The organism is Marinobacter salinus (assembly GCF_001854125.1).
GTDB lineage: Bacteria > Pseudomonadota > Gammaproteobacteria > Pseudomonadales > Oleiphilaceae > Marinobacter > Marinobacter salinus.
Window position 1 is genome coordinate 2619760 of the sequence record NZ_CP017715.1, and the last position, 23303, is coordinate 2643062.

General features: G+C 55.3%; 19 protein-coding genes. 6 read left to right on the plus strand and 13 right to left on the minus strand.

Going from position 1 to position 23303, the window contains the following annotated elements; genetic code table 11:
- Positions 1-9: 9 nt before the first annotated feature.
- From BKP64_RS12125 to BKP64_RS12140, 4 genes are all read right to left on the minus strand, one after another.
- Positions 10-858: a polysialyltransferase family glycosyltransferase gene (locus tag BKP64_RS12125; RefSeq protein ID WP_070970381.1), complete on the minus strand. Its 849-nt coding sequence runs from the start codon at positions 856-858 to the stop codon at positions 10-12.
- Between the two features lie 187 nt (positions 859-1045).
- Positions 1046-2125 carry a CDP-glycerol glycerophosphotransferase family protein gene (locus tag BKP64_RS12130; protein ID WP_070970384.1) on the minus strand — a complete coding sequence of 360 codons (1080 nt, stop codon included), beginning with the start codon at positions 2123-2125 and terminating at the stop codon, positions 1046-1048.
- Positions 2126-3244: a glycosyltransferase family 4 protein gene (locus BKP64_RS12135; protein WP_083329217.1), complete on the minus strand. Its 1119-nt coding sequence runs from the start codon at positions 3242-3244 to the stop codon at positions 2126-2128. It abuts the gene before it with no gap.
- Positions 3241-3957, minus strand: a complete 717-nt coding sequence (locus tag BKP64_RS12140) for a 3-deoxy-D-manno-octulosonic acid kinase (protein ID WP_070970386.1) — start codon at positions 3955-3957, stop codon at positions 3241-3243. The genes BKP64_RS12135 and BKP64_RS12140 overlap by 4 nt, the downstream gene beginning before the upstream one ends.
- Positions 3958-4108: 151 nt before the next feature.
- On the opposite strand from BKP64_RS12140, the gene BKP64_RS12145 reads away from it, so the two are divergent.
- A complete protein-coding gene (locus BKP64_RS12145) occupies positions 4109-5146 on the plus strand; it encodes a glycosyltransferase family 9 protein (RefSeq protein ID WP_070970388.1) in 1038 nt (345 codons plus the stop codon).
- Positions 5147-5193: 47 nt separating this feature from the next.
- Here the strand turns inward: BKP64_RS12145 and BKP64_RS12150 are convergent, their stop codons facing one another.
- The 3 genes from BKP64_RS12150 to glnE all read right to left on the minus strand — a co-directional run bounded on the left by BKP64_RS12150 (position 5194) and on the right by glnE (position 9598).
- Entirely contained in the window at positions 5194-5598 is a 405-nt protein-coding gene (locus tag BKP64_RS12150; RefSeq protein ID WP_070970390.1) for a DUF6165 family protein, read from the minus strand.
- 90 nt (positions 5599-5688) lie between these two features.
- Positions 5689-6615, minus strand: coding sequence for a branched-chain amino acid transaminase (locus BKP64_RS12155; RefSeq protein WP_070970393.1), 927 nt, complete (start codon positions 6613-6615; stop codon positions 5689-5691).
- 76 nt (positions 6616-6691) lie between these two features.
- Positions 6692-9598, minus strand: a complete 2907-nt coding sequence (gene glnE, locus BKP64_RS12160; protein WP_070970395.1) for a bifunctional [glutamate--ammonia ligase]-adenylyl-L-tyrosine phosphorylase/[glutamate--ammonia-ligase] adenylyltransferase — start codon at positions 9596-9598, stop codon at positions 6692-6694.
- A gap of 80 nt (positions 9599-9678) precedes the next feature.
- On the opposite strand from glnE, the gene BKP64_RS12165 reads away from it, so the two are divergent.
- Entirely contained in the window at positions 9679-10836 is a 1158-nt protein-coding gene (locus BKP64_RS12165) for a potassium channel family protein (protein ID WP_070970397.1), read from the plus strand.
- A gap of 6 nt (positions 10837-10842) precedes the next feature.
- On the opposite strand, the gene BKP64_RS12170 is transcribed toward BKP64_RS12165, so the two are convergent.
- The 6 genes from BKP64_RS12170 to typA form a co-directional block, all read right to left on the minus strand.
- Positions 10843-11703 carry a CYTH domain-containing protein gene (locus BKP64_RS12170; protein WP_070973670.1) on the minus strand — a complete coding sequence of 287 codons (861 nt, stop codon included), beginning with the start codon at positions 11701-11703 and terminating at the stop codon, positions 10843-10845.
- A gap of 97 nt (positions 11704-11800) precedes the next feature.
- Complete coding sequence (locus BKP64_RS12175) at positions 11801-12787, minus strand: porin (protein ID WP_070970400.1); 987 nt, start codon at positions 12785-12787, stop codon at positions 11801-11803.
- Positions 12788-12931: 144 nt separating this feature from the next.
- Positions 12932-13891, minus strand: coding sequence for a porin (locus BKP64_RS12180; RefSeq protein ID WP_070970402.1), 960 nt, complete (start codon positions 13889-13891; stop codon positions 12932-12934).
- Between the two features lie 508 nt (positions 13892-14399).
- Positions 14400-14849, minus strand: a complete 450-nt coding sequence (gene dtd, locus BKP64_RS12185) for a D-aminoacyl-tRNA deacylase (RefSeq protein WP_070970405.1) — start codon at positions 14847-14849, stop codon at positions 14400-14402.
- A gap of 94 nt (positions 14850-14943) precedes the next feature.
- Positions 14944-15906: a prolyl aminopeptidase gene (gene pip / locus BKP64_RS12190; RefSeq protein WP_070970407.1), complete on the minus strand. Its 963-nt coding sequence runs from the start codon at positions 15904-15906 to the stop codon at positions 14944-14946.
- Positions 15907-16005: 99 nt separating this feature from the next.
- Positions 16006-17817 carry a translational GTPase TypA gene (gene typA, locus BKP64_RS12195; RefSeq protein WP_070970410.1) on the minus strand — a complete coding sequence of 604 codons (1812 nt, stop codon included), beginning with the start codon at positions 17815-17817 and terminating at the stop codon, positions 16006-16008.
- 543 nt (positions 17818-18360) lie between these two features.
- Here typA and glnA point away from each other — a divergent pair.
- The 4 genes from glnA (at position 18361) to ntrC (ending at position 23242) form a co-directional block, all read left to right on the plus strand.
- Complete coding sequence (gene glnA, locus BKP64_RS12200) at positions 18361-19764, plus strand: glutamate--ammonia ligase (RefSeq protein WP_070970413.1); 1404 nt, start codon at positions 18361-18363, stop codon at positions 19762-19764.
- Between the two features lie 182 nt (positions 19765-19946).
- Complete coding sequence (locus BKP64_RS12205; RefSeq protein ID WP_070970417.1) at positions 19947-20474, plus strand: DUF4124 domain-containing protein; 528 nt, start codon at positions 19947-19949, stop codon at positions 20472-20474.
- A 249-nt stretch (positions 20475-20723) separates the two neighbouring features.
- Entirely contained in the window at positions 20724-21818 is a 1095-nt protein-coding gene (glnL, locus tag BKP64_RS12210) for a nitrogen regulation protein NR(II) (protein WP_070970420.1), read from the plus strand.
- Positions 21815-23242, plus strand: a complete 1428-nt coding sequence (gene ntrC / locus BKP64_RS12215) for a nitrogen regulation protein NR(I) (RefSeq protein WP_070970423.1) — start codon at positions 21815-21817, stop codon at positions 23240-23242. The genes glnL and ntrC overlap by 4 nt, the downstream gene beginning before the upstream one ends.
- The last annotated feature ends 61 nt before the right edge of the window (positions 23243-23303 follow it).

Here is a 23303-nt window from a genome sequence, read left to right on the forward strand (position 1 = left end):
TCGGGGAAATCAAAGTGCAGTGGTCTCAACGCCGGTTTCCCGGAACATACTCAAGAGCTCATCGTAATAAGGCCACCGCGCACTCAGGACCCGGTCATCAATCTGGCACACCTGCATATCCGGGAAAATTTTCTTGAGCGTAAAAAGGGCTGTGGACACAAAGCTGTAGAAGGCAATATAGCTCTCGCCCGACAGCGCCACTTCTACCTCAATGGGGCGTCCGGCCTGCCTGATCTCAACCGGAAAGCCAGCCAGAATTCGCTCAAGATCTGCACGACTCTCCTTTCGATGCATAAAATAGACGATACGCGTATCCGGATGACGTTCCACCACGTGCTCCATCTGGCCACGAAGCTGCTGCAGCCGATTTTCGCCACCAATGGGCTGCCCGAGAAAGCCCACCAGGGGAACACTGCCTTTGTTACGGGCGCTCAGCTTGAACGTTTCCCTGAATACCGGAAAATCATGAACCCTTACCTGAACGCGCTCTGAACTGGGCAGTGGGAAGCAGGTAAAAAACGCGATGACATCCGGCACAACCCGGTGCAGATGGATTCCCATAGCCGCCAGCAAGCGACTTTTCCCCTGGGAAATCCTGGACGCAATACCTTCATCGTGAATGGCATGGTAATAGGTTACGGTTGCCAGACCATCGTCCACAAAGATCAGCTGCTCACTGTCCAGTCCACGGTAAAAGGTCTCGTGAATCCAGCTCGATTTATTCCCGATAAAAAGCCGGTGAATGACCCTGCCAGAGAGACTTCGTGCAATATACCCAAGCCGAAGATAAAACGTGCTTTTCTTCAGGTAGATAGTTTCGACACCATGCCAGCCCAGCGCTTCCGCGAGAAATTCCATCTGGGATTCTGTTTCCCGATTGTCGGGCCTTGCGATCACCAAAAGACAGGTGTCTGCGGAGCAGCCATAGTACTCACGGGCTTCGGTACAACTTATAAGCTGTAACGGCGTGCTGGCGACGAAAACGTTTAGAGGACTGGTGTGCCTGCTCAAACCCGAAGGCCCCCGTTCTGGAAAGCCGCGCCGCTCACTTGGCACTCCCTTCCCGCATCTTTTTCAGCTCCTTGCGAAGCCGGCGCCTTACCTTGATTTTACGGAGCAGATTTAATGGCTTTTCCCGCAATGTTGATTGTTTGTTGTTGATGAAGTCTTCCACAGCATCAAGCACCCGACCACTGGAGCGGCCATCACGGAAGCTGTGAAGGTCGTCACAGAGTGCCCGAGTGGCATCCATCAGATCTGACGGATACCGGAGCGCTTTCTCCAGTGCCGGCTCCAGATTCTCAACCCCATCAACATCGATCAGGTAAGGCCCGGGCATTTTGGTTCTGAATGTCACCACCGGTCGATCCAGAAACATGAATTCAAACATGATCGACGATGTATCGCACAACATGACATCCGCCTCCGGCAGAATGGGCAGCAGATCCTCGTCGCTCTCCACGAAACGAAGATGCTCACCGGCGAGGTTGCGGTATTTGTCGACGGTGGAGGGGTCCATTTTCGGGTGAAGCGTGACAATAAACTTCCAGCGGCCACTGGATGCCAGATCGGCTATTGTGTCGACCAGAGCGGGTGCAGAGGTTACCGAACGACTGAACGTTGACGCATAGAAGACAACCGGCAGCTCGCCTTCAGCGCGAGGTCGCTTGCCATGAACGGTTTGCGTCAAGAGCGGATCCAGCTTCGGCCAGCCCGTATGAGCGACAGAGAAATTCTGGTGCAGCTCTGCGAGTTCCTGAAACTTGGCGGTGTCCTTGCTGGCATGGGTGCAGTACAGATCAAACCATCCCCGGATACGGTAGTGATCACTCTCATCTTCACTGCTATGGCCGCGCTTGTTCCGCGCCATGCCATGAAACACCTCGACCTTGATCCCCGGGAAAAAGTAGGGCACCCAGTCACCCGGCACGAAGGTCGCATCCGCGTTGAACGCCATTACCTCTTTCACCGTTCTGAGTCGACGCTCATCCGGCCCCAGAGGCGCCGTGGTACAGCCAGCTACAAACCAGGCCGCCTCCCCGCCACGCCGGCGAATCTCCTCCTGTAACGGGCGGAGAATCGAATAGGAATAAGGTTGATTGACAAAAAACAGATATCGGCGCATTCAGCTCCTGCCTGTCAACGCTTTGTACATCTCACCGGTCTCTGAAACCGTTTGTGAGGTGTGAAATCGATGAGCAATCCTTTCTCGTGCAGCCCGTCCCATATTGGCCATCAATGCCCTGTCGCGATACAGCCGCTCAATCGCCGAAGACAGCGCAGACGCATTCTTCGGAGGCACGACCAGGCCGCTCAAGCCATCCTCGACCAACTCAGGCATTCCACCGACATCCGTCACCACAGGAGTCACCCCGTACGCCATGGCCTCGATTACGGCCCTGGGTAAACCTTCCCGCTCGGTCGACGGTAACACGAACACATTACTTGCGGCAGCAATGGAAGGAGCGTCGTTCCGGTAGCCGGTGAAATGGATTCTTTCAGGATGGGAGGAGCTGGCAACCCGGGCCTTCAGCTCCTCGTTGTTAATCACATCGCCAACGAGCAACAGGTGCGCATCTACATCATCCGGAAGCTCGCTTATGGCGTCGACCAGCACATCAAAGCCTTTGCGAGGTGTATTTCGCCCGGTACAACACACGACAAATGCTCCTTCCGGCACACCAAACTCGTCAAGGTCCGCCGGTTCAGCCTGATACCAGTCAAGATCGTGACCTTTGTAGATACGTTGCAGCTTCCTGTCCGGAATACGCATCCACAAGAAACGGAGGCTTGCCAGGTAGTCCTTGATCGCATCGGCAACACACACAATCTTGCTTACCCGGGGATGCAGGAACGTGATCCAGGACTCGGGATTAAGAAAGCTGATGTTGCCGATCACTCCGCGGTAAGCAACGATCTTGATATCGGTTCCTTTCGAAGCCCGGAGGCCACAGGCCAGGGCCCTGGGATTATAGGCGTGGATAACGTCATAGCGTTTCTTTGCCAGTTGACCCCTGATCGCCTCAGTTCCCGGCTTATCAAAGCGGCTTTCCAACGCGATCGGCTGAGCAACCATGCCTTCATCAACCAGACGCTGATAATTACGGCCCTTGGGATTACACATCACATCGACGTCGAACCCGGCTTTTTTCAAACCGATGAACAGCTCGGTCTCTGGACGGTCACAGGCATCGGTCAGGCAGAGGACCGCAGGCAATGAAGGTGTATGCTGTTGTTCGGTCAATCGGTATGACTCCCATTATATCCATTCATAAAAGAAACCCAGACTCGCCGCTGGACAGCCTCATCCGCGACCTTTCTCAAGGATCGGGCAAAACGATCGAGATTAGCACGTTTCCAGCGTGGGTTTGCCTGATCCGGCATGATACACCCCTTGTCAAAATCAATCAGATAGAAGGCGCCATCCCGCACCAGCACGTTGAAACAGTTCAAATCGGCATGCCGCACGCCGGCATCGTGAAAGCGCCGTATAACCTGTCCGAGGCGATACCAGCCGTCGTTGTCCAGGCAGTCGATCAGGTCTGCCAGCGGCGTGGTATCCGCCAGCCGTTCGATCATGATTGCCGCCTGATATTGCACTGGCGAGACTTTTCGGTACTTGGCTGCGACGGGCTTCGGCACTGGCATCCCCATTGCCACCAGACGCATTAGCAGCCTGAATTCGGCAAAGGACCTCACGTCCCTTTCAGCCGCAAAAGCATAGGTTCTCCGGGAAATACGCGCAGCCAACCCACCCCTACGATACTCCCGCAAGACAAGACCGGTACCGTCAGCATCAATAAACCAGGCGCCGCCCCGGCCGCCACTGCTCACGGGCTCAGCGCTATCCCCCCAGTAACCAGGATCGAACCAGGCTGCGGTCACCCTACCCTGATAATCCGGGTGTACAAGCAACGCAACGCCGTTTTCACGCTCACAGATTTCAGACTCGACCATGATCCCCCGGGAACCGCGTGCAGAGAGCACTCACCAGCACAGGCATCGGGAAGTCTGTCGGCGAGTAAGATAGAATAACCGCCAGTTTATCAATGATTAGCCGCCAAGCTCCACAAACCGGCGGCCATAACCTGAAACGGATTATTTTTTGATGAAATCCATCTGCATTCTCCGCCTCTCCGCCATCGGAGATGTTACGCACGTGATCCCCGTTGTACTCAGCCTTCAGGAGCAAGTGCCCGGCATAAAGATCACGTGGGTTATTGGTAAGATTGAAGCCAAGCTGATTGGCGACCTTCCCGGCGTGGAATTCATCATTTTCGATAAAAAGGCGGGATGGCGAGGCTATTCCGACCTGAGAAAACAAATGGCCGGGCGCGCATTCGATGCCCTGCTTCACATGCAGGTGGCGTTCCGGGCCAACCTCGCGTCTGCCTGTATTCCAGCCAAGGTCCGGGTCGGTTATGACAAGGCCCGCAGCAAGGACCTTCACAGCCTGTTTATCAATCGTCGCATTGCTCCGGCAAGGCAGCAACATGTTCGCGATTGCCTGGCCAGCTTTCTGGCGCCACTGGAGTTGAAAACGGCTCCACCGCGCTGGACCATCCCTCTGACTGACGATGACCACGCTTTCGCCAAGGCGCACCTGGCAACCGACCGAAGGAATCTGGTTATCAGCCCCTGTGCCAGCCACCCGCTGCGAAACTGGCCAGCAGAGCGCTACGCCCGGCTTGCAGACCATGCGGTTCGTGAGCACGGCATGAAGGCCATTCTCGTCGGTAGCCCTGCGCCTTCCGAAGCAGAATATTGCGGGGCTATTGAGTCCGCCATGACGGAAAACGTCCATAACATCTGCGGCAAGGATACCCTTAAGCAACTGACCGCCCTGATGGCCCATGCCGACCTGGTGGTAGCGCCGGACACTGGCCCCGCGCACATTGCAAGCGCGGTGGGCACCGATGTTCTGGGGCTGTTCGCTGCAAGTAACCCCAACCGGTCAGGCCCGTACAACTCTCTACATTGGTGTGTGAACCGATATCCGGAAGCACTGGAGAAGTTTACCGGGAAGACAGTCGACGAGGCGCGCTGGGGTGCAAAGGCAGAGTTTGAGGGAGCGATGGAACTGATAACGGTTGACGATGCAACCGCCATGCTGGACCGCTGGACAGCTGCACAGGGTCAGAACTGATGTGGAGTCGGACCTGAAGGCTCGCACCACATCAGGGGGGTCGCCCGTTATTTCCTGGCAGTGTAGTCCTGGTAGGATTTCTCTTCCACGAACCGAGACCCGAGCGCCAGGTTGACGTCTTTCTTGATGGCGGCACGCTTGTCATTGGTTACATAAACCGCCCGCGCAAGCTCAATAAACCTTGGGCCGAAATCCTGAGCGGCTTCCTGGTCGCGGATATCGTCTTCAATGACCCAGAGCTCTTCATTGACTGCCTTCAACTGCTTGCGCAGATCGGCAATGGCACCCGGATCCTCAACGGCTTCGTTCCAGGTGGCGCTCAACTCGTCCAGCTCCAGCCGGACATTTGCGAGTTTGGCCTCATCCTTGATGCGCTCGGATTTGATTTCGAGGATGGTGATCTTATCGAGGACTTCGCCGAACGAGACCGGCACTTTGATGACGTCTGCCATTTGCTGTTCCTGCAAAACAAGTGAATTTAAACAAAACAAAGCCGCCTGACTGTACCAAACAGACGGCGGCTATCCTGAACTCGCGGACAATCAGCCGTTAGTCGGCGTCAACCAGCCAGCATGCTCGGGAAGCTTTCCTTTAACGGCATCAAAGTACATGGCCTGCAACTTTTCGGTGACCGGACCACGCTTGCCTTCGCCGATAACCCGGCCATCCAGCTCGCGAATTGGCAACACTTCTGCAGCCGTGCCGGTAAAGAAGGCCTCATCGGCAATGTAGACTTCATCCCGCGTGATGCGGCGCTCTTTCACCGGAATACCCAGTTCCCGGGCAAAGTCCAGTATGGTCTGTCGGGTAATGCCTTCCAGGCAGGATGTCAGTTCCGGGGTATGCAGCACGCCGTCACGAAGAATGAAGATATTCTCACCGGAACCTTCTGCCACGTAACCTTCGTTATCCAGCAACAGCGCCTCTTCACAACCACTGGCAATGGCTTCATTCAGTGCCAGCATGGAGTTGATGTAGTTACCGTTCGCCTTGGCCTTGCACATCGTGATGTTGACATGGTGCCGGGTATAGGACGAGGTACGCACCTTGATTCCAACTTCCTTGGCTTCAGGCGACATGTATGAGGGCCAGCTCCAGGCTGCCACCATCACATGCACTTTCAGGTTATCGGCGCGCAGCCCCATTCCCTCAGATCCGAGGAAAACCATTGGGCGCAAATAAGCTTCATCAAGGTTGTTTTCCCGAACCGCAGCACGCTGAGCCTCGTTGATCTCATCCTTGCTGAATGGCATCTTCATATTGAGGATATGGGCGGAGCGGAACAGACGGTCGGTATGTTCTTTCAGGCGAAAAATGGCTGGACCGTTCGCGGTGCTATAGGCCCGCACACCCTCAAAACAGCCGAGGCCATAATGCAGTGTGTGGGTCAGGACGTGGGTCTTGGCTTCGCGCCATGGAACCATTTCACCATCCATCCAGATAACGCCATCGCGATCAGCCATCGACATTCTTCATTGCTCCTAAAAAAGCGGTTTTCGGGGAACAGGCATTCTAGCAGGAAATTTCCCCGGAATTGAATTTGGGTTAAGAGTCGATCATCACTTTTTGCCACATGCTCCGGATGTACGCCCGCTCTTGCGGGAACGCATCACCGGCAACCTGGCTGTTGAGATTCTGGAGTGCCCGATGATGAATGGTTGAACGCAAAGCGATGAACGCTTCTCTCAATGTTTCCGCATCCTCCATCGGAATCACGCCCACCTGACCCAACGCTTCCATCTGGCGGATATTGTCCGACCATTGGGTCAGCTCGGGATGCTCTGAGCACCAGGCGAGCATCAGGTACTGCACCAGAAACTCGATATCAACAATACCACCAGCATCATGCTTGATGTGGAACACCTCGTCCTGCCGTGACTCGGGCGTCCCCAGACTCGCGCGCATCTTTTCCCGCATGTCCACAACGTCCTGCCTCAGGCTCTCGCGGTCCCGCACCCGGCAAAGTGTATCGCGCCGAATCGACTCAAATGCTTCCAGAGTTTCCCGGCAACCGGCAACCCCCCGCGCCCGGGCAAGTGCCTGATGCTCCCAGGTCCAGGCATCGTTATGTTGATACTTCTCGAAAGCTTGAAGCGTGGTAACCAGCAACCCGGAGTTGCCCGATGGCCGCAAGCGCATATCCACCTCATAAAGCTGACCGGACGGCGTCTGCGTGTTGAGTATATGAACGATTCGCTGCCCCAGGCGGGTGTAGAACACGGCGTTGTCGATCGGTTTATCGCCATCGGTCGACAGCTCTGGATCCGCTTTATGGACAAACACCAGGTCCAGGTCAGACGTGTAACCCAGCTCGATGCCTCCAAGTTTGCCGTAACCAATGATCGCAAAATCCGTTTCACAGGCCGAGCCGTCCGCGCGTTTCGGATAACCGTGTCGGCTGACGAGATTCGAGAAAGCCACATCAACCACATGGTCGAGCACCACCTCTGCGATCCAGGTCAGGTAATCGCTGACCTTCATCAACGGCAGAGTTCCCTTGAGCTCGGAAGCCGCTACCCGAAGAATGTGGGCTTTTTTGAAATGGCGCAGTGATTCCATCTGCTCTTCCAGATCCTCGAAGGGAATCCTGAGCATCTGCTGGCGCAAGTCGTCCTGCAGCTCAGCCTTTGCCGGCGGGTGGTACAGGCTTTCCGCGTTAAGCAATTCATCCAGCAACAACGGAGTTTCCGCCAGCTGCCGGGCAATCCAGGGGCTCTCACTGCACAGCCTGACCAATTGGGTGCAGGCGCCCGGGTTTTCCAGGAGCAGAACCATATAGGCCGTCCGCCGGAGAATCGCCTCAACAAGTTGCAGCACCCGGGACAAGGTTTCAGACGGGTTGTCTACCTGCGCCAATGCCTCCAGCAGCATCGGCATAAACTGGTTCAGCCGTTTACGCCCCTGAGTCTGCATGGTCTGAACCGTGCGATTTTCCCGAAGGTCCGTCAACGCCCGATAGCTGGCAGCAGCATCCTCATAACCATTCCCGGCCAGCCACTTAACGGACGCTGCCTCATCAACTTCCGCCAGCCAGAGCTCATACCAGGCCTCGTCCAGCGCCGGGACACCCGCCTCTTCGCTCTCCTCGGTGGCGATGATGTTGGCGAAATGAGTCGCAACCCTCTGCCGGTGCCCGTCCAAAACTTTCTCGCAGGCCGGCCACCCATCAAACCCCATGATCAGCGCAACCCTGGCACGATTCAGATCATTGTCCGGCAGCAGCTGCGTCTGCTTGTCTTCCAGTCCCTGCAAAGCGTGTTCAAGATTGCGGAGAAACACGTACGCTTCTCGCAACTCGCCAACGACCTGTGAAGGCAGCAACTCAAGCGCTTCCAATTCTTCGAGAATCAGCAACAGCTCCCGCTGTTGAAGTTCGCGGTCTCGGCCACCCCGGATCAGCTGAAAAGCCTGGACCACAAATTCAATTTCCCGGATGCCACCGCTACCGAGCTTTATGTTGTCCTCCAGCCCCTTTCGCCGCACCTCCCGGCTGATCATCGCCTTCATGCTCCGTAATGATTCGAAGGCGCTGAAGTCAATGTATTTGCGATAGACAAAGGGGCGAAGACTTTCCATCAACACGCGCCCTGCCTCCTGATCACCAGCAACCACCCGGGCCTTCACCATCGCGTACCGTTCCCAGTCCCGGCCCTGGTCCTGGTAGTAGGTTTCAAGCGCTGAAAAACTCAGCGCGAGTGCACCGCTCTGGCCGTATGGACGTAATCGCATATCCACGCGGAAGACAAATCCATCGGCCGTTATCTGATCCAGCGCCTGAATCAGCCGCTGCCCCAGCCTGATAAAAAATGTCTGATTATCCAGCGCTCGACGGCCTCCCCGGGTTTCCCCCTGTCCTGGAAAGGCGAAAATCAGATCGATATCCGACGAAACGTTCAGCTCACGCCCGCCAAGCTTGCCCATACCCAGCACAACCATTCGCTGAGGCACGTCCTCACCCGTCACAGGATCGGAACCCCACGGAGTGCCGGACTGCTCACAGGAGTCATCGTATAGCCACTCCAACGCACCCTCGATACAGGTATCCGCAAACGAGCTGGTAGCCGCCATGGTTTCGGCCAGATCCGCCCAGCGCAACACATCGCGCCAGATAATCCGGAATTGCGACTCACGTCGGAACTGGCGCAGGGCCGAATGCAACGAGGGCTCACCGTCAACCGTTGCCAGATACTCCCGCCAACGCTGCCTCAGATACTCGGGGGTAGTAGGTTCGGTCAACGGGCGGGAATCCAGCATGGCGCGCATCTGATCACAGTGACGCTCCACGGACTGCCTGAGAAAGAGGCTGCGGGCCATGGCCCCGGCGATCACCTCGGTGGTCATGCCTGCCTGGGCCGTCAGCCAGCCGGGCACGCCGTCCGGAAACACGGAACCCCAGCAGGCGGAAACGTCATCGTCTAATGGCGCTGGAAGCGAGCTCCACGGCTCGGACATAATGCAAACCCCTGTCTGTCTGTTATATTTCCGGTACTGTATAACGAACTCTCACGCGACTGAACAGGCCTGATACACGGATGCAGAGAAACCGCCGCCCGCTGAACCCGGAGCACGAACAGACCCATCTCCCGATGGGTGGGCTTATCCGGCATCGCATGAAACGCCTGTTCCTGATTCTAGCCGGTTTACTGTGTCTTCAAATCCTGGTGATCTGGAGTGTCGAAGACCTGAGTTTTTTCGAATCAGTCTGGATTACCATGACGACAGTATCCACCGTGGGCTACGGGGACTTCTCCCCTAAAACCTACATTGGGCGGATCAGCACCATCATGATCATGTTCGTCGGCGCGATAACGCTGCTGACATTGATCGTCAGTGATTTTATAGAGTACCGGTTCTATCGCCGGGAACGTATTCTCAGCGGAAGATGGATCTACAAAATGAACGACCACATCGTGATCATCAACACACCCCGCAACGGCGGCGAGCAGTACTTCATGCGATTTGCATCCCAGGTGCGCTCGGTTCCCGGTTACGAAACCATTCCCATAATGCTGCTGACGCGTGAGTTCCCCAATGGCCTGCCAACCGAACTGTCCGACGTGGGTGTTGTGCACTATCACGGTGCGGGCTTCGATCCCCAAGCGCTGAAAGCGGTTCACGCCGGCAGTGCGCGGCACATTGTCGTGCTTGCGGCAGACGAGTCCGACCCATACTCCGACAGTCTGACTTTCGATATCGCCCATCGTCTCAGCGAACTTAATCTCGCCAATCACACCACCGTCGAATGTGTCAGCGACCAAAACCGATCAAGGTTCAAGGCACTGGGTATACGAACGATTATCCGGCCCGTGCGAACGTATCCGGAAATCATGGTGCGCTCCGTTGTTGCACCTGGCTCTGAAAAGGTACTGGAGGATATGTTCAACTATGAGCATGACCATCCTCACCGTTACGACCTGAAGCTCGACGACCTGAACTGGGCGGATATCGTCAGCGCACTTGTCCGTCACGATATCGGCACAGCACTGGCGTACATTGACAAGGATGATGAAGTCATCTGCCACCCGCCAACCACGGAAGAAATAGAGGGTAAAGGATTGATCGTTCTGGTTAAGTCCTCAGGAACACCGGGGGTGGAAGTGGTTCAGGAGGCCCTGGATCGTTACCGGGCTTTCATTGCCAGCTGGCACGAAAAAAACGCACCGAAAGCGGATAACACAAAAGCCTCCTGACCTCACTCAGGAGGTCGCAAGCAGGATCTGCAACTTCCCCAGAGCCTGCTGTTCCATTAGTGTCGCAACAGAAACGCCCGCTCCCAGACTGGCAATAATGTCAGAATAAAGGTCTCCGAAGCCCCCCTGCTCCGCCAGGCGTGCCACGTCAGACAAGTCCAGGTCACTGACAGCATAGGGCTGACCGGTCAGCCAGGAAACACTGAGGCCATACAGGAAATCCGTTGCTGAAACAGGGCCGGGACTGCCAGGATGCCGGGCGTCCGGTGTGTAGAGTCCCGCAAGGTAGTAACCCTGTTCAGCCTTGCTGACAAGGTTCAGAAAAACCGGAACTTGCCCGGCCAACCGTCCGGCCCAGGTTATAAGCGCCGAGGGGTCCCCGGACTTTAGCTCGAACTCTACCTCGGAGAGTGGCCGACTCGAATCACCGCTAACAATTGCGCCTTGATCAAGGGCCACCTCGATTTCGGTATCACCTTGCCGCAACATGATAATCTGTCGGGTGAAATTTGTTTCAAATACCGGCTGCAGACGCGCCAGATTAATACCATCACCCAGAGGGGTGTCGGCCAGTAACCCGAGGTTGAGGTCAGTTCCGGGCACAGGCCACTCCCATTCCTCACGCCGGTGCGCTCCGCCAACAAATTCGCCTTGCGTCTTGAGCGTCTGAACACACCGATCACCCGCCTGACGCACTCTTAGAGCCGCCCGCTGGCTATTCAGCTCAGACTCCGGGGTATCGTAATAACGATTCAGCAATGACTTTTGGGGCCCTCTCACAGCCTCGGACTGCGCCTCCAGCCACTCATGCGCCCTCACAAGCCCTTCTCGGGTCAAAGTCAGTTTGATTTCCAGCTCTTCAGCCACAGCGCACTCCCGTTGATTCTGGATTTCCAGCATACATAAAAAAACCGGCGACCCGAAGGTCACCGGCTTTGGACGATTTTATTCTGCGGTTAACGGCTCAGAAGTAATAAACAGCACCGACGGCGGCGATGGACTGCTTGTCTCCTGAAGCACCCTCCAGAGTGTACTCACTGGCATCATCTGAACCCGAAAGATAGCCCTCAAGGTACACATACATGTTGTCAGACAAGTTGTGCAGAGCCTGCAGAATGACGGTGTCGTTCTGATCGCCTGCAGCCGTGTCTTCTTCACGGAGCTGATAGGACAGCGCGAACTGGCTGGCACCCAGAGTGTACACGCCCATCAGGCCCATGGTGTCGGCGACGTCCTTGCGAGTCTCGTAGGAGGCAGTCAGACGCAGATTATCCAGGTTATAGCTGCCACGCAGGCCGTAGGAGTTTTCGTTGTTAACCCCACCAGGCGAATCGTTGGAATCAACGGCAAACGCCAGTTCGATGGCACCCGTTTCATACAGGGCGGCAACTTGAAAGGGGAAGGAATTACGGCCTATTTTATCGCTGGAAGGAGAGCTATCTCCATCACCGTTGATCTGAACAGCAACGCCCACAGACAAACCACCGAAAGACGGAGATGCATATTGAATCAGATCGCCTTCCCCGGTCTCATAATCAAAACCGATGTCCGAACCCACTTCATGGAACTGGGCAACCTCATCAACAGCGCGCTCGTATGTGGAGTCATCGGAACCAACCCAGATTTGACCAAAGCTGTCGCCCTTGATACCAATGTATGCCTCATCCAGGGCGTCAATGCCGCTGCTGTTGGCTTTGTCATCGGCATTGATGCCCTCGAGCTCCAGCTTGAAGAACCCTGTAACACCCGATGCGATGCTGTGCTCATGATGAACGCCCAGAGTGGAACCGTTGTCCGCGTGTTCAACCGCCGAACCGGCACCATCTACGTTGGCGTGCTTCACAACGTACTGGATGTTGCCATAAACGGTCGGCATGTTGCCTTCGGCAGCCAGCGCCGTACTTGAACATGCAGCTACAGCGATCGCAGATGCAATAAGCGTCTTTTTCATATTGTATTTTCCTTTTCCTAACGCAGGTTTTGGTGATGGGGTCTGCCGCCACCCTTAATAGACTACCGAACGTGTAAATGCAAAAAAACCGGCAACCCGAAGGTCACCGGCTTTCTGTCACTACCTGATTAGCCTGTTGGCTGATCAGAAGTAGTAAACAGCACCAACAGAAGCGATGGACTGCTCGTCGCCACCAGTGGCTACGCCATCAGGATCGGCATAGTAGGTCGCGCCATCGGCACTGGACAGGTAGCCTTCGAAGTAGACATACATGTTGTCAGACAGGTTGTGCAGGGCTTGCAGAATGATGGTGTCATTCTTGTCGCCAGTCGCATCAATATCCTGAACCTGGTAAGACAATGCAAACTGATTAGCGCCCAGAGTGTAAACACCCATCACGCCCATGATGTCTTTGTCGTCAGAGCGGGTCTGGTATTCACCGATCACGCTCAGGTCGCCCATGCTGTAGGTAGCAGCCAGACCGTAAGAGTTCTCGTTGGAACCCGCTGCGGCTTCGTTGCTGTCCATTGCAACGGCAACTGACAGAGCGTCAACCGCATAAGTGGCGGACAGCTGGTAAGGGTATGACTTATCGCCTTCAGCGTCACCATTGATCTGAACGCCACCACCCAGAGTCAGGCCACCAAAAGACGGGGACTGGTACTGGATCTGGTCGCCTTCAGAAGTTTTACCTGCTGAGAAGATGTCAGAGCCCACTTCGTGGAAGTTACCGATCTTGACGACGGCACGCTCGTAAACGCCATCATCAGAACCAACCCATACCTGACCGAAGTCACCTTTAACACCGATGTAAGCTTCGTCGAGTTTATCGATGCCGCTGCTTTCGGTCTTGTCGTCAGCGTTGATGCCTTCGAGTTCAAGCTTGAAGAAACCGGTGATGCCCGGAGCGATTTCGTGGTCGTGCTTTACACCCAGAGTGGAACCGTTGTCAGCGTGCTCAACAGTGGAGCCAGAGCCGTCAACGTTGGTGTGCTTCAGCACGTACTGGATGTTACCGTAAACGGTCGGCATTTCAGCAGCAGCGGCCGCGCCAGAGAATGCGGTAGCAGCAGCGATAGCGGATGCGAGGAGAGTTTTTTTCATGTTGCGTCTTCCTTTTTGAGTTAACTCAGGTTTTAGCGACGGGTTCTTATCCCGATTTTGTAAGGCATCACCAGTCATGCTGGATGTGCCCGATTCTGCATTACCCCTGTGTCAGTTTTGTGACATCAGAGATAACTTTTCTTCTGGTTATGAAAACCTGCGATAAGGCAGATCTTTACAGCTCAATCACTTACAGAAGCTTCTTAAAGCTCTGCATGATGACATTGTTTTAATACAATGACGCTGCTTTTGCAAACATTTGGCGGTGCATTTTTAGCTCGTTTAGCACCAGAAACGCAAGCATTTATGCCTCCTGGCACTCAGAAGCTCCGTGACGCTTGTGTTTCAAATCCGGGGCCAGAATTATTTTAATACCTTTAAAACAGTAGGTTACATTTTTTTTGGTCACGTAATCCCGTGAAACCTCCGGAGAGTACGCACTTTTACGCACCAACACAAAACACTCTGAGCTTTGCCGCCCTGTTGCGGTGCGCCCTTTGCTCGCGTCCTAGCCACGCACTTCCAGCAGAAATGTTACCGGTCCATCATTTATCAGCTGCACTTTCATGTCGGCGCCAAACCTGCCCTCAGACACATGGCCGTCCATGATCGCGGAACGGGCTTCGTCCAGGAACACTCCATAGAGTTCATTGGCAACATCCGGTTTGGCTGCAGTCGAAAACCCGGGACGCGTGCCGGACGACGTGTCCGCCGCAAGCGTGAACTGGGGAACAATAAGGAGTGAGCCGCCGATGTCGATGAGACTCCGGTTCATTCGGCCCTGGTCATCAGGAAAGACACGGTAGGTAAGAATTTTCCGGCATAACTCCCTTGCCTGTCGCTCTCCATCTCCTCGCTCTACACCAAGCAATAACAAAAGTCCGGCATCAATAGAGGCGATTTGCTCACCCTCCACCACGACACTGGCTTCCGATACTCTCTGGACAAGCCCTTTCATTCGTTTCCCTGAGCAAAAAGTGAGCGGGAGGTGATCCAAAACGACCAGAAGTTTATCGGTGCCCGTCAGTAACCGCAACTGCCAAAAAACACTACTAGCTCACACTTTTCCCGGATTTTGCGACAACCTCTTCAACTCCCCTGATGAGAGCATCGACAATGGCCGGCTCCGAGGCAGAGTGCCCGGCGTCCCGAATGATATGCAGCTTAGCCTCAGGCCACGCTTTGCTTAACGCCAGAGCATTTTCAAGCGGACACACCATATCGTAACGCCCATGCACAATAATCCCCGGAATCTCGGAGAGCTTTCCTGCATCGCGGACAATCTGGTCCGGCTCAAGAAACGCAGAATTCATAAAATAGTGACACTCAATCCGGGCCAGAGCGATTGCCACGTGTGGGTGCCCAAAATGTTCGACAACCCTCGGATTGGGATGCAGGGTGGCACACCGACCCTCCCAGATTGACCAGGCCTTGGCTGCCTGTATCTGCTCGAGCTCATTGGAGCTGGTCAGCTTCCGGTAATAGGCGGAAACCATATCGTTTCGCTCATCCGCCGGAATCTGGCTTTCAAACGCCTCCCAGTAATCCGGAAAGACTCGACTGGCTCCGTCCTGATAAAACCACTGAATATCCCGGGGACGGCACAGGAAGATACCCCGCAACACCAAGCCAAGCACCCTTTCCGGGTGCGCCTGAGCGTATACCAGGCTCAGAGTTGAACCCCAGCTTCCTCCGAACAGCAACCATTGGTCAACCCCAAGGAATGAGCGAACGGTTTCCAGGTCTTCGACCAGCTTGTTCGTGCTGTTTCCCTCAAGCTCAGCCAACGGTGTTGACCTCCCAGCTCCCCGCTGATCCATAAGGATGATACGAAAGCGCTCCGCATCGAAAAATTGCCGGTGGTAATCCTCACAACCACCACCCGGGCCACCGTGAATCACGATAACGGGGATGCCATCGGGGTTTCCGGATTCTTCAACATAGAGTTCATGAGGCGGATCAACCGCAATACGATGCTGGGCATTGGGCTTGATTTCAGGATACAGGGTGAGCATGAGGCGCTCCGGAAAAGTGTGTACAACGAAGTCTAGTTGAAGGAAACAAAAAAGGGGCAGGCCGCATGCGGCCTACCCCTTTGTCTTAAACAAGACAGATCACTTCTTGTGTGCGCGCTTACGATCGTTCTCGGTCAGAAGCTTCTTACGAAGACGAATCGACTTGGGCGTCACCTCAACGAGCTCGTCATCATCAATAAACTCCAGCGCCTGCTCAAGGGTGAACTTGATCGGTGGTACCAGAGCAATCACCTCGTCTTTACCAGAAGCCCGCATGTTATCGAGCTTCTTGCCCTTGGTCGGGTTCACAACCAGATCGTTATCGCGACTGTGGATACCGCACAGTTGACCTTCATAGATCTCCTGCCCAGGATCCAGGAACAGTTTACCGCGGCTCTGCAGAGTTTCCAGCGAGTACGTCAACGCGGCACCGGTCGCCATGGACACCAATACGCCGTTCTGGCGACTGGTGACATCGCCACCCTTGATCGGGCCGTAATGGCTGAAGGTTGAAGTCAGAATACCGGAGCCCGAAGTCAGGGTCAGAAACGAGTTACGGAAACCGATAAGGCCGCGCGCTGGAATGGTGTATTCCAGACGCATACGTCCCTTGCCATCCGGAACCATATTGGTCAGGTCGCCCTTGCGCAGGCCCATCTGCTCCATCAAGGCACCCTGGTGCTGCTCTTCGATGTCGATAATAACGTTCTCGTAGGGCTCTTGCTTTACACCATCGACTTCCTTGATGACCACTTCAGGACGACCAACGGCCAACTCGAAGTTCTCGCGACGCATGTTTTCAATCAGCACCGACAGGTGCAGTTCGCCTCGGCCGGAAACCTTGAACTTGTCGGCAGACTCGCCTTCTTCAACGCGCAACGCAACGTTGTGAAGAAGCTCCTTTTCCAGACGCTCTTTAATGTTTCGGCTGGTTATGAACTTGCCTTCTTTACCGCAGAACGGCGAATCGTTGACCTGGAAGGTCATGGATACCGTCGGTTCATCGACTGTCAGCGGCGGCAACGCCTCGACATTGTTCTGATCACACAGCGTGTCGGAAATAAACAGCTCATCCAGGCCGCTCACACAGACAATATCGCCTGCCTGCGCTTCATCAACCTCGACCCGTTGCAGACCGGAGTGCCCCATAATTTTGAGGATACGGCCATTACGTTTTTTGCCGTTGGCACCAATAGCGGTCACCGGCGAATTGGTCTTGATCTTGCCGCGAGCGATCCGGCCGATGCCAATTACACCCAGAAAGCTACTGTAATCCAGCTGGGAAATCTGCATCTGGAACGGCCCGTCCAGATCGACATTCGGTGCCGGCACATGATCAACAATCGCCTGAAACACCGCATCCATGTTGTCATCGAGGTTCTCGTGATCCATGCCGGCGATGCCATTCAGGGCACTGGCATAGACAATGGGGAAGTCCAGCTGCTCGTCAGTGGCGCCAAGGTTATCAAACAGATCAAAGACCTGATCAACAACCCAGTCAGGCCGGGCACCGGGGCGGTCAATCTTGTTGACTACCACGATCGGGTGAAGGCCCGCATCAAAGGCTTTCTGAGTCACAAACCGGGTTTGCGGCATGGGACCATCAATAGAGTCCACCACCAGCAACACGCAATCGACCATACTCATAACCCGCTCGACTTCACCACCGAAATCGGCGTGCCCTGGCGTGTCCACGATGTTAATGTCGTAGTCATTCCACTTCAGGGCCGTATTCTTGGCGAGAATGGTGATGCCACGCTCTTTTTCCTGGTCGTTGGAATCCATCACGCGCTCGTTCTCGAGCTCTTTGCGGTCCAGCGTGCCGGACTGACGCAACAGTTTGTCTACGAGCGTGGTCTTGCCATGGTCGACGTGGGCGATAATGGCGATATTACGAAGCTTCTCAATCACAACTTTAATCCTGCGGCATGCTTTCTTTGACCTGAGAGGGTCTAAAAGGAGGCAAAGCCTCTCACATGCCATCTCAAATCCGTAAAATGAACCCATCGTCCGGCGCCGGGCGGCACCAGCCCCCGACTGGCTGAGCGAGTCAGGGTTAAAATGAGGAGGCGCGCAGTATATCGAAAAGTCTGTGTCGTTAATATGAAGAAAAACGCTTATTCCTTCAGAGTGAATACGCACCATTTTAATGCACACCTTATTCGATGCGCCCCATTTTGGTGCTCGTTTCGAAAGCTAGCCGCACCAATACATCATGTCCAGCAAGGCGAACATGGCGAAAAGCCCCGCGACACATGACCTCTGGCGCGTGCCCTAAAAATTGGCAAGCGCCTTGCTTTATCGAAATCAGCCGAAATTTGCAGGTAAGTGGCACTGGCATTTGTTAAGCTGCCATTTCCTGAATAATAGATCGGATATCAGTAACTCTGAACGATCCGGCCTAATGAACATGAATGTGTCCGCTGACGCGGGATAACTTACGGAGCATGTGAAATGTCCAAGACAGTTGATTTGATCAAAGAACACGAAGTTAAGTGGGTCGACCTGCGATTCACTGACAGCCGCGGCAAGGAACAGCACGTAACTCTGCCGGCTTCCGAGGTAGACGAAGACTTCTTTGCTGACGGAAAGATGTTCGACGGCTCTTCAATCTCAGGCTGGAAAGGCATCAACGAATCCGACATGATTCTGATGCCGGATGATTCCAGCACCGTCCTGGACCCGTTCACCGAAGAAACCACTGTCAACATTACCTGCGACATCGTAGAGCCTTCCACCATGCAGGGTTATGAGCGTGACCCACGCTCCGTTGCCCGTCGTGCAGAAGAATATCTGAAATCCACTGGCATCGCTGATGGCGCGTTGTTTGGCCCCGAGCCTGAATTCTTCGTATTTGACTCCGTCAAATGGGAAGTCGACATGAAAGGCGCCAACTACTCTATCCACTCCGAAGAAGCGGCCTGGGTTTCCGGTGAAGATTTCGATCGCAACAACATTGGCCACCGTCCGGGCGTAAAAGGCGGCTACTTCCCGGTTCCACCGGTAGACAGCCTGCACGACCTGCGTGGCGCCATGTGTGCCGCCATGGAATCCATGGGACTGGACATTGAGGTTCACCACCACGAAGTTGGTACAGCGGGCCAGTGTGAAATCGGTGTTGGCGCCAACACGCTGACCAAGAAAGCTGACGAAGTTCAGATTCTGAAGTACTGCGTACACAACGTGGCTCACGCATACGGCAAGACCGCCACCTTCATGCCGAAGCCGGTTGTTGGAGATAACGGTTCCGGCATGCACGTGCACATGTCACTGAGCAAAGATGGCAAAAACCTGTTTGCAGGCGACAGCTACGCGGGCCTCAGTGAAGCAGCGCTGTACTACATCGGCGGTGTTATCAAGCACGCCAAGGCCATCAATGCCTTCACCAACAGCTCTACCAACTCCTACAAGCGTCTGGTTCCGGGCTTTGAAGCACCGGTTATGCTGGCCTACTCCGCCCGTAACCGTTCAGCCTCGATCCGTATTCCGTACGTGAACACCCCGAAGGCACGTCGCATTGAAGTGCGCTTCCCGGACGCGTCTGCCAACCCGTACCTGGCGTTCGCAGCCCTGATGATGGCTGGCCTGGACGGCATCCAGAATAAGATCCACCCGGGCGATGCCATGGACAAGGACCTGTACGACCTGCCTAAAGAAGAGGCGCTGAACATTCCGGTCGTAGCAGAAACCCTGGCCGAAGCTCTGGATTGCCTCGAAGCCGACCACGAGTTCCTGACCCGCGGTGGCGTCTTCACCGAGGACATGATCGGGGGTTACGTTGAACTGAAGCGCGGCGAAGTAGAGCGCCTGAACATGACCACACATCCGGTTGAGTTCGAGCTGTACTACTCCTGCTAAACACAGCCCGTTTATTCGGAATTGTGTGAAAGAGCCCCGCCCGAAAGCGGGGCTTTTTTGTGAGGACGCTCACAAGTGCCTGCCGCCGTTAACGATATGTAACCAACAACCCGTCTCATAGGCGTTGAAATGACTCCGGGCGCCGCCGATAATCAATAAAAACCAGTTAAACAGGTGTGCTTATGAAACCGAGGACCGGATTGTTCGCAGCAGCCCTGATCCTGCTGACGGGTCCCGCAGCGAGTGCTGAGGTCTACCGGAATGTCGATGCTTATGGGAATGTAACCTTTTCCGATGAGCCATCCGATGGTGCCGAAACCGTCGAAGTAAAACCGGTCACCACGGTGACACTTCCCAAACCTCAGAATGTTCGTGAAACCGATAAGCTCCGCGAAGAGGTAAAACGTGAGGGCTCGGTTTATCAAAGCCTTACCTTCGCCTATCCGGAAAACAACCAGGCATTCCACAGTGGCAGCGGTAACATCCAGTTTGAGGTCCGAAGTACTCCTGGGCTGAAGGAAGGACACAAGTACGAAGTCACCCTTGACGGCCAGCCTGTTGGGCAAACCACGTCAGGCACCGTCACCGTAAGCAACGTCTTTCGCGGAACTCACAATGCGAGGGCGTATATCGTGGACGAGAACGGTGTCCAGGTAAAAGCCGGGCCGGCAATCAGCTTTACCGTTCACCGCCCCTCCACCGCAAACTGACCAGGAGCGCACTACCTTGGTGCGCACGCACCATAAACCAGCCATACTCTGACCAGCAACAGGGCGATAAATCCGGGCTGGTCACTTCACCTCTCCAAATATGCACCAGCTTACGGCATGTTTTGGCACCCAATGGCGCCCCTGCCCGTACTTAGCCCACTCTTTTTTAACCAGTGTTCAAAGTGGTTCGCTTCTTGCAGACTTCAAGAGGTCATCACATTTACCATGTCGAGCCAACGGGATTTACTCATGGCATTGCCTTCGGCCAACGCAAACGGATACAAGAGCATTCTGGACAGCCTGACCACCGCCGTGCTGGTGCTCGAAGATGACCTGAAGATCCGTTACCTGAATCCGGCCGCTGAAAGCCTGTTTGAAACCAGCATGACCCGCAGCTGCAGCCAACCTTTCAGCGATATCCTGGTGGATTCAAAGGATGCCCTGAAAACCCTTTATGCCGCCGCCGAAAACGGCCAGTCTTATACCCGTCGCGAGGCAGAGTTTTTGCTCACCAGTGGCGCGCGACTGACGGTGGATTATTCCGTCACACCGGTCAGCCTGGACCCCACCGAGCTTCTGATTGAAATACAGCCCAGGGACCGACTGCTCCGGATTAGTCGGGAAGAGGACATTATCTCCCAACAGGAAACGACCCGAATCCTGGTGCGAGGCATGGCCCACGAAATCAAAAACCCGCTGGGCGGAATTCGCGGTGCAGCCCAACTGCTTGACAGGGAGCTGAACAGCGAGGACCAGCGTGAATACACCCGGGTCATCATTGATGAAGCAGATCGCCTTCGCAGCCTCGTCGACCGCATGCTGGGCCCGAACAAGGCGCTGAAACTGGCCCCGACCAATATTCACGAAGTGCTGGAACGCGTCGGCACACTTCTGGAAGCGGAGAGCAAAGGCCGTCTCGTGTTCCGCAGGGATTACGACCCCAGCATTCCCGAGTTCCGCGGCGACAAGGAGCAGCTGATACAGGCTTTCCTGAACATCGCCCGTAACGCCATGGAAGCGGCTTTCGAGAACCAGACCGGCCACAGTAGTGAAGAGCCGCCCACGATTACCTTCCGGACCCGGGCTCTGCGCCAGTTCACCATCGGTCACCGCCGCCATCGCCTGGTCTGCCGTGTAGATGTCATTGATAACGGCCCCGGGATTCCGCCGGAACTGCTACAAAACGTTTTTTATCCGATGATCAGTGGCCGTGCCAGTGGCACCGGTCTGGGGCTTTCCATTACCCAGAGCATCATCGGACAACACCACGGGCTGGTTGAGTGCGAGAGCGCCCCCGGCCGAACCGACTTCATCATCTTCCTGCCTCTGGAGGACACCCCATGAGCCAACCGGCAAACGTCTGGATCATAGACGACGATCGCAGTATTCGCTGGGTGCTGGAGCGCGCCCTTAACCAGGCCGGTATGCAGCCCCGCGTTTTCGAAAGTGGCGAGAGCATCATGATGCGCCTCGAGCACGAACAACCGGACGCCATCATCAGCGATATTCGTATGCCCGGCGTCGACGGCATTACCTTGCTTTCACAGATCGCCGAGGTACACCCGGATGTCCCGGTCATCATCATGACCGCGCACTCGGATCTTGAGAGTGCGGTAACCAGTTACCAGACAGGCGCCTTCGAATACCTTCCCAAGCCTTTCGATGTGGATGATGCTGTCGCCCTGGTCAAGCGCGCCGTGGCTCATAGCCATGAGAAACGTGCAAGCGCCGAGCCCCAGGCCGAAAGTGCCCAGCGGAATATGGAGATCATCGGGGAAGCCCCTGCGATGCAGGAGGTGTTTCGGGCCATAGGGAGGCTTTCACACTCCAACATCACCGTACTGATCAACGGTGAAAGCGGAACTGGTAAGGAACTGGTTGCTCAGGCCCTCCACAACCACAGCCCGCGCGCCAAACACCCTTTTATCGCCCTGAACATGGCCGCCATCCCCAAGGACCTGATCGAGTCCGAACTGTTCGGGCATGAGAAAGGTTCCTTTACCGGCGCAGGGGCGGCACGCCAGGGACGGTTTGAGCAAGCCAACGGCGGCACACTCTTTCTTGATGAAATCGGTGACATGCCTGCCGATACTCAAACCCGACTATTGAGGGTTCTTGCAGACGGTGAGTTCTACCGGGTAGGCGGCACCACCCCGATAAAAGTCGACGTACGGATTATTGCCGCAACACATCAGGACCTGGAAAAGCTGGTTCAGGCCGGAACATTCCGGGAAGACCTGTTCCACCGCCTGAATGTTATTCGTGTGCACCTCCCCAAGCTTGCCGAACGGCGAGAAGACATTCCACGCCTGATGCAGTACTTCCTCAAGCGTGCCGCGAAAGAGCTTGCCGTAGAGACCAAAATCCTGCGCCCGGACGCCGAGGAATACCTCACCACCATGCCCTGGCCGGGTAACGTCCGCCAGCTGGAGAATACCTGCCGATGGCTGACGGTGATGGCCAGCGGTCGTGAAATTCATGTCGATGACTTGCCGCCGGAACTGCTTCACCAGGCCGAAACGCCGACCACCGGCACAACCTGGCAGGAAGGCCTTCGCAACTGGGCCGAGCAGGAACTGAAACGGGGCAAGAAAGGAATTCTGGACACAGCAGTGCCAGAATTCGAAAAGATCATGATAGAGACCGCCCTGAAACACACCGGCGGCCGTCGCCGGGATGCATCCGTGCTACTGGGCTGGGGTCGTAATACCCTGACGCGGAAGATTAATGAACTGGGGCTGGACCACCCCGAAAGTGATGACGATTGAGCCACCGGGCTCTTTTTTCAGGGGCAGGCTGCAAGGCTTGCCCCTTTTTTTATATGGGGGA

What these genes read in the sequence shown, in the direction of transcription:
- BKP64_RS12125 (WP_070970381.1), bottom strand. Translation starts at nt 858, where the DNA reads ATGGAATTTCTCGCGGAAGCGCTGGGCTGGCATGGTGTCGAAACTATC.
- BKP64_RS12130 (WP_070970384.1), bottom strand. Translation starts at nt 2,125, where the DNA reads ATGCGCCGATATCTGTTTTTTGTCAATCAACCTTATTCCTATTCGATT.
- BKP64_RS12140 (WP_070970386.1), bottom strand. Translation starts at nt 3,957, where the DNA reads ATGGTCGAGTCTGAAATCTGTGAGCGTGAAAACGGCGTTGCGTTGCTT.
- BKP64_RS12145 (WP_070970388.1), top strand. Translation starts at nt 4,109, where the DNA reads ATGAAATCCATCTGCATTCTCCGCCTCTCCGCCATCGGAGATGTTACG.
- BKP64_RS12150 (WP_070970390.1), bottom strand. Translation starts at nt 5,598, where the DNA reads ATGGCAGACGTCATCAAAGTGCCGGTCTCGTTCGGCGAAGTCCTCGAT.
- BKP64_RS12155 (WP_070970393.1), bottom strand. Translation starts at nt 6,615, where the DNA reads ATGTCGATGGCTGATCGCGATGGCGTTATCTGGATGGATGGTGAAATG.
- glnE (WP_070970395.1), bottom strand. Translation starts at nt 9,598, where the DNA reads ATGTCCGAGCCGTGGAGCTCGCTTCCAGCGCCATTAGACGATGACGTT.
- BKP64_RS12165 (WP_070970397.1), top strand. Translation starts at nt 9,679, where the DNA reads ATGCAGAGAAACCGCCGCCCGCTGAACCCGGAGCACGAACAGACCCAT.
- BKP64_RS12175 (WP_070970400.1), bottom strand. Translation starts at nt 12,787, where the DNA reads ATGAAAAAGACGCTTATTGCATCTGCGATCGCTGTAGCTGCATGTTCA.
- BKP64_RS12180 (WP_070970402.1), bottom strand. Translation starts at nt 13,891, where the DNA reads ATGAAAAAAACTCTCCTCGCATCCGCTATCGCTGCTGCTACCGCATTC.
- dtd (WP_070970405.1), bottom strand. Translation starts at nt 14,849, where the DNA reads ATGAAAGGGCTTGTCCAGAGAGTATCGGAAGCCAGTGTCGTGGTGGAG.
- pip (WP_070970407.1), bottom strand. Translation starts at nt 15,906, where the DNA reads ATGCTCACCCTGTATCCTGAAATCAAGCCCAATGCCCAGCATCGTATT.
- glnA (WP_070970413.1), top strand. Translation starts at nt 18,361, where the DNA reads ATGTCCAAGACAGTTGATTTGATCAAAGAACACGAAGTTAAGTGGGTC.
- BKP64_RS12205 (WP_070970417.1), top strand. Translation starts at nt 19,947, where the DNA reads ATGAAACCGAGGACCGGATTGTTCGCAGCAGCCCTGATCCTGCTGACG.
- glnL (WP_070970420.1), top strand. Translation starts at nt 20,724, where the DNA reads ATGGCATTGCCTTCGGCCAACGCAAACGGATACAAGAGCATTCTGGAC.
- ntrC (WP_070970423.1), top strand. Translation starts at nt 21,815, where the DNA reads ATGAGCCAACCGGCAAACGTCTGGATCATAGACGACGATCGCAGTATT.